At 60.9% G+C, this 14717-nt stretch carries 10 protein-coding genes and 2 pseudogenes; all 12 read left to right on the forward strand.

Features of this window, described 5'->3' with window-relative positions; translation table 11 throughout:
- Window positions 1–12 precede the first annotated feature (12 nt).
- Window positions 13–657, forward strand: a complete 645-nt coding sequence (locus N1937_RS24690) for a DUF2291 family protein (protein ID WP_260059606.1) — start codon at window positions 13–15, stop codon at window positions 655–657.
- Window positions 654–2204: a sugar ABC transporter ATP-binding protein gene (locus tag N1937_RS24695; protein ID WP_260059607.1), complete on the forward strand. Its 1551-nt coding sequence runs from the start codon at window positions 654–656 to the stop codon at window positions 2202–2204. Before N1937_RS24690 ends, N1937_RS24695 begins: the two co-directional genes overlap by 4 nt.
- Complete coding sequence (locus N1937_RS24700) at window positions 2201–3265, forward strand: ABC transporter permease (protein ID WP_017957302.1); 1065 nt, start codon at window positions 2201–2203, stop codon at window positions 3263–3265. The genes N1937_RS24695 and N1937_RS24700 overlap by 4 nt, the downstream gene beginning before the upstream one ends.
- Window position 3266: 1 nt before the next feature.
- The gene (locus N1937_RS24705) at window positions 3267–4301 is read left to right on the forward strand and encodes a Gfo/Idh/MocA family protein (RefSeq protein ID WP_260059614.1); all 1035 of its coding nucleotides are present in this window, start codon (window positions 3267–3269) and stop codon (window positions 4299–4301) included.
- Entirely contained in the window at window positions 4298–6160 is a 1863-nt protein-coding gene (gene apnL, locus N1937_RS24710) for a D-apionate lactonase (protein ID WP_260059615.1), read from the forward strand. Before N1937_RS24705 ends, apnL begins: the two co-directional genes overlap by 4 nt.
- 55 nt (window positions 6161–6215) lie before the next feature.
- Complete coding sequence (locus N1937_RS24715; protein WP_260059616.1) at window positions 6216–7220, forward strand: dihydroxyacetone kinase subunit DhaK; 1005 nt, start codon at window positions 6216–6218, stop codon at window positions 7218–7220.
- A 3-nt stretch (window positions 7221–7223) separates the two neighbouring features.
- Entirely contained in the window at window positions 7224–7865 is a 642-nt protein-coding gene (dhaL, locus tag N1937_RS24720) for a dihydroxyacetone kinase subunit DhaL (protein WP_260059617.1), read from the forward strand.
- Window positions 7866–7929: 64 nt separating this feature from the next.
- Entirely contained in the window at window positions 7930–8499 is a 570-nt protein-coding gene (locus N1937_RS24725) for a GNAT family N-acetyltransferase (RefSeq protein WP_017967770.1), read from the forward strand.
- Window positions 8500–8664: 165 nt separating this feature from the next.
- Window positions 8665–8824 (forward strand): annotated as a pseudogene (locus N1937_RS24730) (protein-L-isoaspartate O-methyltransferase); the annotation flags it as partial.
- 93 nt (window positions 8825–8917) lie between these two features.
- Window positions 8918–9864 (forward strand): IS630 family transposase gene (locus tag N1937_RS24735; RefSeq protein ID WP_260059618.1). Its coding sequence is split into 2 segments (ribosomal slippage): window positions 8918–9293 and window positions 9293–9864, totalling 948 coding nucleotides; the frame shifts between segments, so codons are not numbered across the junction.
- A 23-nt stretch (window positions 9865–9887) separates the two neighbouring features.
- Window positions 9888–10512, forward strand: a pseudogene (locus N1937_RS24740) (protein-L-isoaspartate O-methyltransferase family protein); the annotation flags it as partial.
- 3068 nt (window positions 10513–13580) lie between these two features.
- Window positions 13581–14660 (forward strand): YihY/virulence factor BrkB family protein, encoded by a 1080-nt coding sequence (locus N1937_RS24750; RefSeq protein ID WP_222296269.1) that lies wholly within the window; start codon window positions 13581–13583, stop codon window positions 14658–14660.
- Window positions 14661–14717 lie beyond the last annotated feature (57 nt).

Below are 14717 nucleotides of genomic sequence, written 5' to 3' on the forward strand. Positions count from 1 at the left end.
CGAGGTTTAAGCATGTTGAAAGTGAAGGGCGCCCTGCTTGCTGCCATCGTGGCGGCGGCCTTGCCCGGTTGCAAGATCATCAAGACGCCGACGGCTGAGGAAAAGGCGGCAGCAGCGGCCAAGACCGCCTTCGATCCGAATGCAAAGGTCGAGGCGATCTGGCAGTCCGAGGCAGTGCCCTATTTCGAGAAGCGTGCCGGCGACCTGAAAGACGTCATGCAGCTTTCCGCTTCCAGTCCCGACGCCGCCGGCGAGAAATACGGCAATCCCCGCAAGCAGAGCAGCTCGCCATGGACCTATGCGGTGAAGATCACCGGCAAGGTTGTCGCAGCTGATACGGCCTCGCGCGCAGCAACACTCGATGTCGACGCCGATAGCGACGGCAAGGCCGACGCCAAGGTCCAGATCGGGCCGGCGCTGCGCGGCACGGCGCTGCGCGACACGCTGGAGTTCGTCAATTTCAACGAATTCAAGAACCAGATCGAGTGGGCGCAGTTCGGCAAAGCCTTCAACGAGAAGGCCAATACGGCTTTTCTCTCTGCCGTCCCGCGCGAAGGTCTGGTCGGCAAGACGGTGACCGCAGTCGGCGCCTTTCCGCTGCCGAAAAGCGGCGAGCTTCCGCTCATAACGCCTTCGGAACTGAAGGTCGGCTCATGACCACAGGAGAAGCACAAAAAGACGACATCATCCTGCGCCTCGACGAGGTGTCGAAGGTCTATTCGGGTATCGTCGCCGTCAAGCGCGCCAATCTCGAACTGCGGCGTGGCGCGGTGAACGTCCTCGTCGGCGAAAACGGCGCCGGCAAGTCGACGCTGATGAAGATCATCGCCGGTGTCGAGCGTCCGACGCTCGGCCGCATCATTCTGGATGGCAAGCCTGTCTCCTTCGACAGCCCGGCCGATGCGCAGGCGCACGGCATCGGAATGATCTTCCAGGAGCTCAATCTGTTCGCCAACATGTCGGTCGCCGAGAACATTTTCGCCAGGCGTGAGATCACCCGCGGCATCCTCGGGATCGATCACAAGGCACAGGTTCAAAAGGCCAATGCGTTCTTGAACCGTCTGGATGCCGGGATCGAGGCGGATACGATGGTCGAGGACCTGCCAATCGGCCAGCAGCAACTCGTCGAGATCGCCAAGGCGATGTCATTGAATGCCCGGATCCTGATCATGGACGAGCCGACGTCGGCGCTTTCGGCAGCCGAAGTCGAGATCCTGTTCAAGGTGATCGCCGAACTGAAGGCACAGGGTGTCGCAATCGTCTATATCTCCCACCGGCTCGAAGAGCTGATGCGCATCGGCGACTACATCACCGTGCTGCGTGACGGTCAGGTCACCGGTGAAGCAATGGTCCGCGACATCGACACGCGCTGGATCGTGCGCTCGATGATCGGCTCGGATGCCAAGGATTTTGCAAAATCCGTGGACCACGTCGTCGGAGCCGAGATGTTTCGCGCCGAAAATATCAGCCTGCCGCGGCCGACAGGCGGTCTTTCGGTCAACGATGTCTCGCTGTCCGTCAAGGCAGGCGAAATCCTCGGCATCTACGGTCTGATGGGTGCAGGCCGCAGCGAATTCTTCGAATGCGTGATCGGTCGCCACACACACTCGACCGGCAAGATCTTCATCGACGGCAAGCAGGTTCGTGCCCGCGACACCACGCGGCGCATCCGCCGCGGCCTTGCGCTCATTCCGGAAGACCGGCAACGCGAAGGTCTGGTCCAGGTGCTCTCGATCGCCTCCAACCTGACGCTGGCGAGCCTTGGCCGCTTCACCCGGCTCTTTCATATCGACAGGGGTGCGGAGAAGAGTGCCATTCGCGATGCAATCCGCGATCTTTCGATCAAGGCGCCGAACCCGGATTTCGAGGTGACCTCAATGTCCGGCGGCAATCAGCAGAAGGTCGTCATCGGTAAGGCGTTGATGACCAATCCAAAGGTGCTGCTGATGGACGAGCCGAGCCGCGGCATCGATGTCGGCGCCAAGGCCGATGTGTTCCGAACCATGCGGCGGCTGGCGGCAAACGGGCTCGCCATTCTATTTTCGACTTCCGACCTCGAAGAGGTCATGGCGCTTTCCGATCGCATCGCGGTCTTGAGCAACGGCCAGCTGGTGGCCGTCTTCGACCGCAACGAGGCGACGGAAGAAGCCATCATCGCGGCTTCGGCCAAGGGACACGGACATCAAGGGAAAATCGCGTCATGATGGCGGCTACATCAACCACTCTTGCGCCGAAGGGCGCCAACGGCTCGGCGCTTCTGACACTGATGAAGCTGAGGACGTTCATCGCGTTATTTGCCGTGATCATCTTTTTTGCGATCTTCGCCCCGAACTTCACCTCGACGGCGAACATGATCCTGATGTCGAAGCATGTGGCGCTAAACGCCTTCCTGGCGATGGGCATGACCTTCGTCATCATTACAGGCGGGATCGATCTCTCGGTCGGATCGATCGTCGGGCTTTGCGGCATGGTCGCCGGCGGTCTGATCCTTTACGGCATCGAACTGCCGATCGGTTACACGATCTTTTTCAACCTCTTCGAGATCGTGCTGATCACCTTGTCGATCGGCCTGCTGATCGGGTTGATCAACGGTCTCTTGATCACCAAGCTCAACGTCGCGCCCTTCATCGCCACGCTCGGCACACTCTACATCGCCCGCGGTCTCGCTTTGCTGTCGTCGGACGGGCAGACCTTTCCGAACCTTGTCGGCCGGCCGGAATATGCCACGACCGGCTTCGATTTCTTCGGCGCGGGACGCATTCTCGGCCTGCCGGTGTCGATCTGGATTCTGATCGTGCTTGCGCTGCTGGCCGCTTATGTCGCCCGTTCGACACCGATCGGCCGTCATATCTTCGCCGTCGGCGGCAATGAGCGAGCCGCGCGCATGTCCGGTATCCGGGTCGATGTCGTTAAGATCTTCGTCTACATGTTTTCCGGGCTTTGCGCGGCCATCGTCGGCGTCGTCATCTCCTCCGAACTGATGGCAGCCCATCCGGCGACCGGCGAAAGCTTCGAACTCAATGCAATTGCCGCAGCCGTGCTCGGCGGCACCTCGATGTCGGGCGGCCGCGGCACAATCGGCGGCACGATCATCGGCGCCTTCGTCATCGGCATCCTCTCCGACGGATTGGTGATGATGGGCGTCTCCTCCTTCTGGCAGATGGTCATCAAGGGCCTCGTCATCATCATTGCTGTCGTCGTCGACCAGGCGCAGCGCCGCCTGCAGCAGCGCGTCACCCTGATGCAGATGGCAAAGGCAGGTTGATATGACGGAATTGAAAGGGGCTTTGATCGGTTGCGGTTTCTTTGCGATCAACCAGATGCATGCCTGGAACGACGTTCGGGGCGCCGGCATCGTCGCGATTTGCGATCGCGATCCCGAGCGGCTGAAAATCGTCGGCGATCAGTTCGGCATTAATCGCCGCTACGGCGATGCCGAGGCTATGTTTGCCGATGGCGAGTTTGATTTCGTCGACATTGCCACAACAGTCCAAAGCCATCGCTTTCTCGTCGAAATGGCGGCTCGGAACAAGGTGCCGGCCATCTGCCAGAAGCCATTCGCCAAGACCTTGTCGGACGCGAAGGCGATGGTCGAGGCGTGTCGCAATGCCGGCATACCGCTGATGGTGCACGAGAACTTTCGCTGGCAGACGCCGATCCAGGCGGTGCGCAAGGCGCTGGCGACCGATGTCATCGGCAAGCCCTTCTGGGGCCGCTTCTCCTTCCGTTCTGCCTACGACGTCTTTTCCGGCCAGCCCTATCTCGCCGAAGGCGAACGGTTCATCATCGAAGACCTCGGCATCCATACGCTCGATATCGCCCGCTATATCCTTGGCGACGTTCGAGGGCTCACGGCCCGCACCAAACGGGTCAATCCCACGATCAAGGGCGAGGATGTCGCGACCATTCTGCTCGATCATGAAAACGGCGCCACGTCGGTGGTCGACGTCAGCTACGCCACCAGGCTTTCCAGAGAGCCGTTTCCCGAGACCTTGATCGAGCTCGACGGCTCTGAGGGCACGATCCGCCTGACCCAGGGTTACGGCCTCGCAATCACCAACGCCAAGGGCACCACCACCACGGACGTATCGCCGAAGCTGCTGTCATGGGCCTCGCGCCCCTGGCACAACATCCAGGAGAGCGTCTACGCGATCCAGCAGCATTGGGTCGATCAGCTGGAGCGCGGCGCGGAACACTCGACGTCGGGGGCCGACAATCTGAAAACTTTTGCGCTCGTCGAGGCCGCCTATGACAGTGCGGCCAGGGGACAGACGATCGATGTCGGAGCGATGCTGCGATGACGATCGATGCGTTCCAGCTCTACGGCACCCATCTCGTCGATCCGTCGCCGGTTCGCCTGAGAGCCGGAAAATTGGAAGCCGATCTCGCCAACGGTAACCTCCGCACCATCCGCTACGATGGAACCGAGGTGCTGCGGGCGATTTCCTATCTCGTTCGCGACCGGGACTGGGGGACCTACAGTCCCGAGATCGCCGATTTCAGGATCGAGCAACGTGACGATCGTTTCGAGGTCGCCTATCTCGCCCGCTGCGAGGGACCGGATGATACAAAGCTCATCATCGATGTTCGCATCGTCGGAAGTCCGGATCGGCTTGACTTCGAGGCCGAAGCCGTCGCCCCAACCGGCTTCGTGACCAACCGCTGCGGTTTCTGCATCCTGCATCCGATCGTCGGCTTGGCGGGTTCACCGGCGACGGTCGAGCATGTCGACGGACGGACCGTGGCAACACGATTTCCCGATCTCATCGAGCCCTGGCAGCCGTTCAAGGACATGCGGGCCATCACCCACGAGGTTATGCCTGATGTTCAGGCGGAATGTCGGATGGAGGGCGACACCTTTGAGATGGAGGATCAACGGAACTGGTCGGACGCATCCTACAAGACATATGTCAGGCCGCTCGCCCTCCCTTGGCCCTACCGAATTGCCGCTAATCAACCCGTTCGGCAAAAGACGTCGCTGATCATCAAAGATGCGGGCGATGCCACGCGGCATCCTCCAACTGCGGCGTCAGGCGGCGCCATAAAACTCGAGCTCGGGGCCCGCACCGGCACCATGCCTGATATCGGAGTGATCATCACACCCGAAGAGGCAGATGCAACTCTCTCGGCAAAGTCCTTGCTGTCGGAGATCGCTCCCCAGGAACTCCTCTTCCATTTCGACCCCAGTGCCGGGCACGGCGTCGACGCGCTCGCGCAGTTCGCCGTACTCGCCGCGGCCCATCGCGGCCGCTCGACGCTGGAGATCGCCCTTCCCTGCAGGTCGTCCCCCTCAAGCGAGGCGGCTGAGATTGCCCGCCAGATGCAGCTGGCGAAATTCCGGCCGGATGCGATCATGGTCTCGCCTTCCGTCGACCGGCAGTCGACGCCGCCCGGCAGCAAATGGCCGGATTGCCCGCCCCTGGATGAGGTCTATACAGCTGCCCGCGCCGCCTTTCCCGGCATTCGCATCGGCGGCGGCATGCTGAGCTATTTCACTGAACTCAACCGGAAGCGCGTACCCGACGGACAGCTCGACTTCGTCAGCCACTGTACCAATCCGATCGTGCACGCGGCCGACGACCTCAGCATCATGCAGACATTGGAAGCGCTGCCCTTCATCACGCGGTCGGTGCGAGCGATCTATGGCGACAAGCCCTACCGGATTGGTCCATCGACGATCCCGATGCGGCAGAACCCCTATGGCAGCCGCACGATGGACAATTCGGCGGGCGCGCGTATCCCTATGGCCAATCGCGACCCACGCCACAATGGGCGTTTCGCGGAGGCCTTCGCGTTCGGTTACGCGATACGGGTGCTCGATGCCGATCTGGAATGCCTGACGCTCTCGGCCGTGTCAGGCCCGTTCGGTTTGATCGCCGGTCCTGATGAACCGGTGGAGCAAGGCGGTCGGCGGCCGCTATTCAACGCCGTGCACAGATTATCCCGATTGGCTGGCGCATCCTGGCAGGCATGCGTCTCTTCCTCGCCCTCCGAGGTCCTGTCTTTCGTTGCACGGGATGCCGCGGGCGCCAGGCTTCACGTCGTCAATCTGACGGGCGAAGAACGAAAGGTCGATTGCGGCGCGTGCCGGCCGGCGGATTCGGGCAAAGCGTTGCTGCTCGCGCCGTTTGCGACCGCAGCCCTCCCGCTGGCGGATTGACCTTCGGCGCTGCAACCGCATTTATGCAGGCGGAGCTCGCACTTGGAGGATCGGCATGAAGACGAAGAAGCTTATCAATGCCGGCGCAGATGCCGTCGATGAGATGCTGCAAGGCGTTCTGGCGGCGCATCCGCGCCACCTTTACGCCGTGGAGAACATGCCCCGCGCGATCATTGCCAGAAACGGGCCCCGCAGGGGCAAGGTCGGCTTGGTCATCGGCGGCGGATCGGGGCACGAACCGACGTTTCTGGGGTTTGTCGGCAAGGGGCTGGCGGACGCGGCCGCAATCGGCAACGTCTTCGCCTCGCCGCCGCCCGATCCGATCGTCGCCTGCGCCATGGCGGTCGACGGCGGCGCCGGTGTCCTCTTCATGTATGGCAATTATGCCGGCGACGTGATGAACTTCGACATGGCTGCCGAGATGCTTGCGCTTGACGAGATCGAAGTGCGCACCGTCCTCACCACGGATGATGTAGCGTCCGCCCCTGCCGATCAGCGGGACAAGCGACGCGGCGTGGCGGGAAACGTCTTCATCTTCAAGGCTGCCGGCGCGGCATGCGATCTTCTCTACTCTTTCGATGAAGTCGAGCGCGCTGCCCGCCATGCCAACGCGCGGACCTATACGATGGGTGTGGCGCTCTCGCCCTGTTCGCTGCCTCAGACTTTGAAACCGAACTTCCTGATCGGCGACGACGAGATGGAGATCGGCATGGGCATTCATGGCGAGCCCGGCGTGGCGCGTGAGCCGCTGAAATCGGCCGACGCGGTGACCGACGGACTCATGGACGGTATTCTTCGGGAGATGAAGGCAGACCGCGGTGATCGTGTCGCGGTACTCGTCAATTCGCTGGGCTCGACCCCGATGATGGAACTGTACATCATGATGCGGCGCGTGAAGTCCCGGCTGGACGACGCGGGCCTTATCCTCCATACGTCGCTCGTTGGGAATTACTGCACCTCGCTCGAAATGGCCGGCGCGTCGATCACGATCATGCACCTCGACGACGAGCTTCAGCGATTGATCGACCACCCCTGCGATTGCGCGATGTTTGCGAGGTGATCGATGATGTTTACGACCGAAGATCTGCAGCGTTTGTTTGCCGGGATTGCCGAGGATATCGCGGCGGAACGAGATCATCTTTGCGAATTGGACGGTGCCATTGGCGATGGGGATCACGGCCTTGCCATGGATGCGGGCTGCCGGGCAGCGGCGAAAGCGGTCGGCGAGCTTGACGCCAGGATCGCCCCGACAGCCGCGTTCAACGCCGCGGCAAAGGCTTTCCTGAATGCAGTCGGCGCTTCGTCAGGCCCGCTATATGCCACGGCCTTCATGCGCGCCGGAGCCGCCGCCAAAGACAAGCAGACATTGAGCGATGATGACTTCCTGCGCGTCTTTGCGGCAATGGCAAAGGGAATCCAGGAACGCGGAAAGGCCGAACCCGGTGAAAAGACGATGGTCGACGCGTGGAGGCCCGCTGCCGACGCGGCACTCGAAGCGTGGCAGTCGGGAAAGCCCCTCGCCCAATGCTTGGAGGCAGCGGAGAGCGCGGCGCGGTCAGGCTGTGACGCGACCAGCAACATGATGGCGGCCAAGGGACGGGCTTCGCGATTGGGGGACCGCGTGATCGGACACATCGATCCAGGGGCTGCGTCTGCCGCTATCATCATCGCGGCAATGACAAAATTTACTCGTTCCGTCGATTAATAGAAGGGCACGTCTAAACGATAGTGAAGCAGGGCCTCTCGAGCCGAAACAAGGATGTCAAGACATGCATATTCGAAGGGCCGTCTCTGCTGACGCGGAGGAACTGAGCAGTCTTTTAAACGAGATCATCCTTGCCGGCGGAACAACCGCACTCGAGACGCCGCTTTCGGCTGCCGAGTTTGCGGACTGGTTCATCGATGGAGAGTTTCCTCTGACCTGCCATGTTGCAGAGCACGATCAGTCGCTCGTCGGTTTTCAGTCCCTGAGCTTATACGGCGATCCGCCGAAAGGCTTCGCCGACATCGCGACTTTTGCCCGTATGCACCCAAGGACCGCAGGCGTCGGCAGCGCTCTCTTCCCCGCAACCCGAGCGGCAGCGGAAGAATTCGGGCTCGAATTCATCAATGCCACCATTCGCGCCGACAATGTCAGTGGCCTTGGCTATTACACAAAGATGGGCTTCGAGACCTATGATCGGCTAATCCAGGTTCCGCTTCAGGACGGGACGCCCGTCGACAGGATCAAGAAGCGTTTCACAGTGGGCGGTGGGCACCACACGATGCCGGGCACCTACACGTGTTTGTGGGAGTGCCTGCTATCCGAAGACCAGACCGCGCCGGCCTTGGGACCCTAACCTTATGATGCAGCAACGTAGTTTTCCGTAATGGAAGAGATATGACATTTAACTTCCGTCACACGTTCCATTCCGCTGAATCAGGCGTTCGAGATGGGAGAGCGATTTGGAAGCCGCCGGGACGTAAAAAAGGGATTGATCATAGCCGAGCCCGGAGATTTGGCTGTGCCGACTGCGTTGTTCACAGCCGACGAACGCAGTGGTCCGCCGCGCTTACGCCCATCAGATGGTGGCAACCGCCGTAACCACGAGCCCGCGGATCGAAGCTGCCTTCGCCACCGTCCCGCGCGAAAAATTCCTCGGTGCGCCGCCATGGCAGATTGCGACCTAGAGCGGTTCATCGCGTCTCGGAATCGCTAGATTCTCGAATCAGCAAATATGTGATTCCTGATGGGTACTGGAAAGGAGGCCAGTATCCATGACACGACCATATTCCAATGATCTTCGTGAAAGAGTTGTCGCTGCAGTTGCGGCCGGTCAGAGCTGCCGGGTGGTGGCGGATCGGTTCGATATAGCTGTTTCCTCTGTGGTGAAGTGGTCGCAGCGTTATCGAACGACGGGCAGCGTTATGCCTGGGAAGATGGGCGGCCATCGCCGGCGGGTGCTGGAGCCGCATCGTGCCTTCATCATCGAGCGGATTGAGAAGACCTCGCATCTGACCCTGCATCGTCTGAAGGACGAACTGGCGGCGCACGGCGTGACAGTCTCCCACAACGCCATCTGGCAGTTCATGCGTCGCGAAGGCTTCAGCTTTAAAAAAACACTATTCGCCCTTGAGCAAGGCCGTGCCGATATGCCCGGCACCGCAGGCGCTGGAAAGCCTGGCAAAGCCGTTTCGACCCGAGTCGTTTGGTCTTTATCGACGAAACTTGGATCAGAACCAACATGACGCCGTTGCGGGGCTGGGGGCCAAAGGGCAAAAGGCTGCACGGCTTTGCCCCGCATGGCCGCTGGCGAACGCTGACCTTCCTCGGCGCGCTCCGCTGCGATCGGCTAACCGCGCCCTGCGTCTTCGACGGCCCGATCAACGGCGAGTGCTTCCGCGCCTATGTGAGCCAGCAACTGATTCCGACCCTCAAATCCGGCGACATTGTCATCGCCGACAATCTCGGTTCTCACAAATCCAAAGCAATCCGGGATGCCATCAAGGCGGTCGGGGCAAGGCTGTGGTTCCTGCCGAAATACTCGCCCGACCTCAATCCGATCGAACAGACATTCGCCAAAATCAAGCATTGGATGCGCGAAGCTCAAAAGCGAACCAGCGAGGATACATGGCGCCATCTCGGGCACCTCGTCGAAACCATCAAACCAGACGAATGCGAAAACTACTTCCGCAATGCAGGATACGCTTCAGTCAAAACATGAACCGCTCTAGGCCATGGATATCGCCCCTCCCCTCCTCCGACTTGTTTCTGACCTATCAGGAAGCCCGACAAGGGTGTCAACAATGGCAGCCTCTCACTGCACGCCCGACTCTGGCAGAGCTGGACATAGAAGTCGGCGATCGCATCGCCCATATCGGTGCCGGCACCGGCTGTTACAGCGCTATTCTTTCGGAGCTTGTCCCGCTTCCGGTCATGTCTATGTCGTCGAGATGGATCCCAATCTCGCTGCCCACGCTCAAACAGCGCTTGCCGATCGGGCCAATGTCAGCGTCATTAACGCCGACGGCAGCCAATGGCCGCTGGAAGAGATGAATGCGATCGATGTGAATTTCACCGTCGCGCGGCCCGCGGAACTCTGGATCGAAAGGCTTCGGCCTGGAGGGCGTCTCGTGCTGCCACTCCGCCGAAAGGCGGCCGTCACCTACCCCATGGTGCTGCACTTCGTATTGAGCGCGGCGAGGGTGGATTTGCAGCACGCTGGATCGGCACAGCTTATTTCGTCTGCGCCAATGGTGGATTAACAATCGAAGATAACGAGATCGAGGCGCTCACCGCCGCCTTCAGCCGCGGCGGCATCGAGTTCGTCAAAGAGCTGCTCTGGAAGACGGAGCCGCGGATCGGACGCTGATGGCATATCGGCGACCAATGGGCGCTTTGCTATGATGGCGCCTAAAATATCCGCGCCGACTTCGCGAAAGTCGGCCGCCTCACCTCAGCCGAGCAATATAGCGCGCCGCGGCACCGAAGAGCTTGACGTCCTCGACACCATCCTCCTTTCGACCGCTAGCTCGCCTTCCGACCGACGATGGCGTCGCCACGCTCAAACATCCGGAGCAAGGCGAGGGCGAGAACACGCCCCTGGGTGCCGACCTCGGATGCAGCTATCTCAAAGCTCATTGCAGGCTCCCAGCCGGCGACCCGTCGCGCTTATCGAAATCTGTGAGCAGCAGGAGCCGGACAGTCCGCGCCGTCTGGCGACCTCTGGCCGGTCCGAACTTACCGGCGCGATCCCACTACGGCTCTCGACGCCCCTCTGGGAGGACGGCACTCAGACTGGCGATGAAGGCCAGTAGGCGACGGCCCTCGATCGGCGGCGTGTCGGCGGCGTGCCCCACCCCGGACGATCACGGCTCCTCTGCTGGCTGCAGCACGGCAGCAGCGACACAGATTGCCGACGCACGCAATTGATCGCCGCCGCTCGGCGTTCCAAATCGCCGCCGAAACCGGTTCGGGGACCGGAGCGACAAGAATGGAGGACAAGGAGACGCTCGCTGACCGGCGAGGACGGTGGGTCGCGGAGGCGGCAAAAGCCCGGCGCGGGAGAATGCGCCGGGCTTCGATAGTGACCGACAGCCTGGGAGGAGGAGTGCTGTCCGTCGGGCCGAAGCGGCTCGGAGGGGTTTAGCGCTTCGGTCGGTCACGAGGTAGTGCCGCAATGCGGCAAATTCAAGCCTAGCGGCCGCACTGATATCGCAGACGAGCCTCAAGGCAAATGCAGCCTTCTCTGGCACGCTATCGGCCCGGGCGCGGGTTGTCCGCGGACAACTTGCCGAGCGGGGATCTTGGCGGAGGGATTCTCTCCGACGTCCTGGCGCTTGATGAGCGCACCAGGATCGCACCGCGGCTGTGCCAACAGCATGACGCGAGGAGATCATCTCAATGATCGACGGCGATCCGTCTTGGTCGCACAGTGCCCCATCCTTCGCCCAATAGATGTTCTGGCTTCACTCATTTCCACCCGATTGACGGCCGAATTGATCGAGGCATCGAAGAAGGCGATCGCCAACCTGACAGATCGCGCGCCGATTACAAACGACGGCGACAACACCCACTATCCAGCCACATTTGCGAATGCTGCGGCCGGCGCTCAGCCGTCCACTCCATCATCCATCAACCTTCGGCCTGCAGTCTGAGCAAGACGGCCAGTCGACATAGCTTGAACCGGACCAATTGATCGACCCCCCCCTGAACCAACAGACTGATCGGTTCGCTGCCGTTGCGTGCCGCCCTCTCTACCCAACTGGGGCGGCCGGTGGGGCCTCGAAGGACTGGCTCGCCGCCTTCTTCCCGATTAGCTCAGTTGGGGCACCCGCTCTGCCCAAACGCCGCGTTGCCGTTAGCCAGCCTGCCTTTGTCAAACGATGGGAGTCTCGATTGCTGCCCCATGCGACGCAAGAGCCGCAAGGATGATGGCGCTGCGGCGGCCCACAACCTTTGCCATTCGATGAATGAAGCCGCAGCGCGCACAGTGCCGCGATTTGTCGATTGGACGGCGCTCTTCTCGTCGCCAAACATGGTGCATGCCTCGGCATTGCGGACAGAGATCTTGAAGCCGCACATGTGACGCCTTTGAGGCTTATGAACCGGCTTTTTGCACGACGTCAGGCAGAGCTGTTGATCCCGCCGCAATATCCTTGCAAACCAGTTGCTGCGGAACCCGCTTCAGGAGCAAACGATCTTGCGGAACATGCGGTTGTCCGCGGACAACGGCGTGATCAGCCAACGTTCTGCCTTGGTCACGGCGTCGGCTCCTCAGTAGTCGGCCAGCAGTCCGACCGCCTCGCTGTCATCCGTTTCATCGTATGGCCGAGCGGTAGGGGAGGGCATCCTTTCGTTCCGCAAGATCGGGAGCTCACGGCCGAGCCCGTCGGGCGCATCAGCCCATTGCAACAGGCAGTCGCTGACGTAGACCACGTCCGTGAGCGCACTGCCGCAGCGGCGACTATCGTCGACATGCCTGCGACAGTGAGCCGAGCATATGTGGGGACGGCAGTCATGGGTCCACCTTGTCCTGAGATAGCCGACCTCAGAGCCCAGACCGTCCCATCATGCTCGATGCGCGGCGCCCGTCTCCGATACAGCTACTGATAGCGTGCAGCCCCGCTGCCAGCCACTGTAGAAGAGCTGCGTTCATCCCCGACCGACATGCCGGAAGATGTTCCTGCACCTATAAACGGTACGCCGGGGGGAGCAGCACCTTCAGCGCAGGTCGAGAGGGGCGGGTGCCGCAAAGTAGCGCCACGCTACTAGCCTGCGGCCGAAGCGGCGTGCACCGCACCTCCGCCACCTCGCGCTCGGCTCAGCCCACGCGCGGCCACTTGATCGATTTCAGCTCGTACCGCCGAGACACTATCGAGCAATCACCGAGGCCATCGCGATCGCGTCTTCAGGCGGGCATTCTCCCGGTGTCGCCGACGCTTGCCAGGGGACACACGGAGGGAAACAATCGGCTCGCAGCCAGAGCCGTAAGCGGCTATTGCACGTCGGTGTCAACGGCGTTATTCTTATAGGCACCGAGACAGAGGCCATTGCTGCAGATGCCGGACGCCGGCGCGCGGATCGGGTGAAAGCAAGGGATTCCGATCCAAGCGCCGCTTCCTATTTTGGCTGCGCACCGATCTGCCTGTAGCGGCACCAAAGCACCACCATGGAGTAAGGGAACTAACGCCCGCGCTTGCTTCCGCACAGCGAGCAATTTGCAGTAATATCAATGGATTATGATTTCTGAAACTACTCCATTGGCCTTGCTTTAGGAGATACTGAGCGCGGTGGCGACGCGGCTTAATCGGTTCGATCCTCACACGATTCGTCAAACGGACGATCTCAGTCCCGCATCAAGTGCCCGCAGCCAAGTAATGGCTTGCATCCTTTAGCGGCACGCCGCGTTATCTCCGCACTAGATCGGAGACCATCCATATGCCTGATGTGCTTCAACGTAAGAGGTTCTCTACCGCGGCTGCAATGATGGCCGCGGCGGTCGGCGCACTTGTCTACATGCAGGCAATCGAGCGCAGGTCGGCCGCCCCGTCTGCGGAACCTGGCCACGCAGTTGACGATCATGGCCGCAGCGCCAGGACGCCCGAGGCTATCCCTTTCAGCGGCCTTCGCGACGTATTCTGGCGCGTTTTCCATGAAATTCTAGATGACAGGGTCACTCTCATCGCGGCAGGCGTGACCTTCTATCTCTTGCTGGCGATATTTCCTGCCCTCGCGGCCCTGGTCTCTCTTTACGGGCTGGTTGCCGATCCCGCTACCATATCAGAACACCTTCGCGAACTGGCCGTCCTCATGCCACCTGGCGCGTTCGACCTTCTTGCAGATCAGATCAAGGCGCTCGTCGAACGGCGCGACAGCACACTCGGAATCGCCTTTTTCGTAGGCCTCGCGATCGCGCTATGGAGCACGCATAATGGAACGCTGGCGATATTCGACGCCATGAACGTGGCCTATGAGGAAAAGGAGAAACGAAGCCTCGTGCGACTGAATCTGACGGGTCTCTGCTTCACCCTATGTTCAATGGCTTTTGCGGTCGTCATGGTGGCCCTCGTTGGCGTAATGCCAGTCGTGCTCTCCTATCTTTGGCTCGATCAATTCAAGGAGCACCTGGCTCTTCTTCTTAGGTGGCCGCTGCTCCTGCTCGTGGTTGCGGTGGCCGTCACACTGGTCTACCGCTTTGGCCCAAGCCGGGAGCCTGCAAAAGCCCGGTGGATGACGTGGGGCGCGGCTTTGACTACTGTTGGCTGGGCCCTCATGTCGCTCGGCTTTTCCTTCTATCTGAATCATTTCGCCAATTACAACGCGACATACGGCACCCTTGGAGCGCTGATCGGCTTCCTCATGTGGATTTGGTTGTCCGTTGTCATTCTCATCATTGGGGCAGAGCTGAACGGCGAACTCGAACATCAGACCGCCAGGGACACGACGACGGGGACACCGCTGCCAATGGGAGCGCGAGGCGCCTATGTCGCGGACACTTTGGGCGAGACCAGGAACTGACCGCGAAGATTGCTCCTCTCCTACAGTTTTGATGTATTCTGACATTTCGCCAGTCCG

The organism is Rhizobium sp. WSM4643, from assembly GCF_025152745.1.
Lineage (GTDB): Bacteria > Pseudomonadota > Alphaproteobacteria > Rhizobiales > Rhizobiaceae > Rhizobium > Rhizobium leguminosarum_I.

Excerpts from the sequence above, each read along its gene's own strand:
- N1937_RS24690 (WP_260059606.1), top strand. The coding sequence starts at position 13 with ATGTTGAAAGTGAAGGGCGCCCTGCTTGCTGCCATCGTGGCGGCGGCC.
- N1937_RS24695 (WP_260059607.1), top strand. The coding sequence starts at position 654 with ATGACCACAGGAGAAGCACAAAAAGACGACATCATCCTGCGCCTCGAC.
- N1937_RS24700 (WP_017957302.1), top strand. The coding sequence starts at position 2,201 with ATGATGGCGGCTACATCAACCACTCTTGCGCCGAAGGGCGCCAACGGC.
- N1937_RS24705 (WP_260059614.1), top strand. The coding sequence starts at position 3,267 with ATGACGGAATTGAAAGGGGCTTTGATCGGTTGCGGTTTCTTTGCGATC.
- apnL (WP_260059615.1), top strand. The coding sequence starts at position 4,298 with ATGACGATCGATGCGTTCCAGCTCTACGGCACCCATCTCGTCGATCCG.
- N1937_RS24715 (WP_260059616.1), top strand. The coding sequence starts at position 6,216 with ATGAAGACGAAGAAGCTTATCAATGCCGGCGCAGATGCCGTCGATGAG.
- dhaL (WP_260059617.1), top strand. The coding sequence starts at position 7,224 with ATGATGTTTACGACCGAAGATCTGCAGCGTTTGTTTGCCGGGATTGCC.
- N1937_RS24725 (WP_017967770.1), top strand. The coding sequence starts at position 7,930 with ATGCATATTCGAAGGGCCGTCTCTGCTGACGCGGAGGAACTGAGCAGT.
- N1937_RS24750 (WP_222296269.1), top strand. The coding sequence starts at position 13,581 with ATGCCTGATGTGCTTCAACGTAAGAGGTTCTCTACCGCGGCTGCAATG.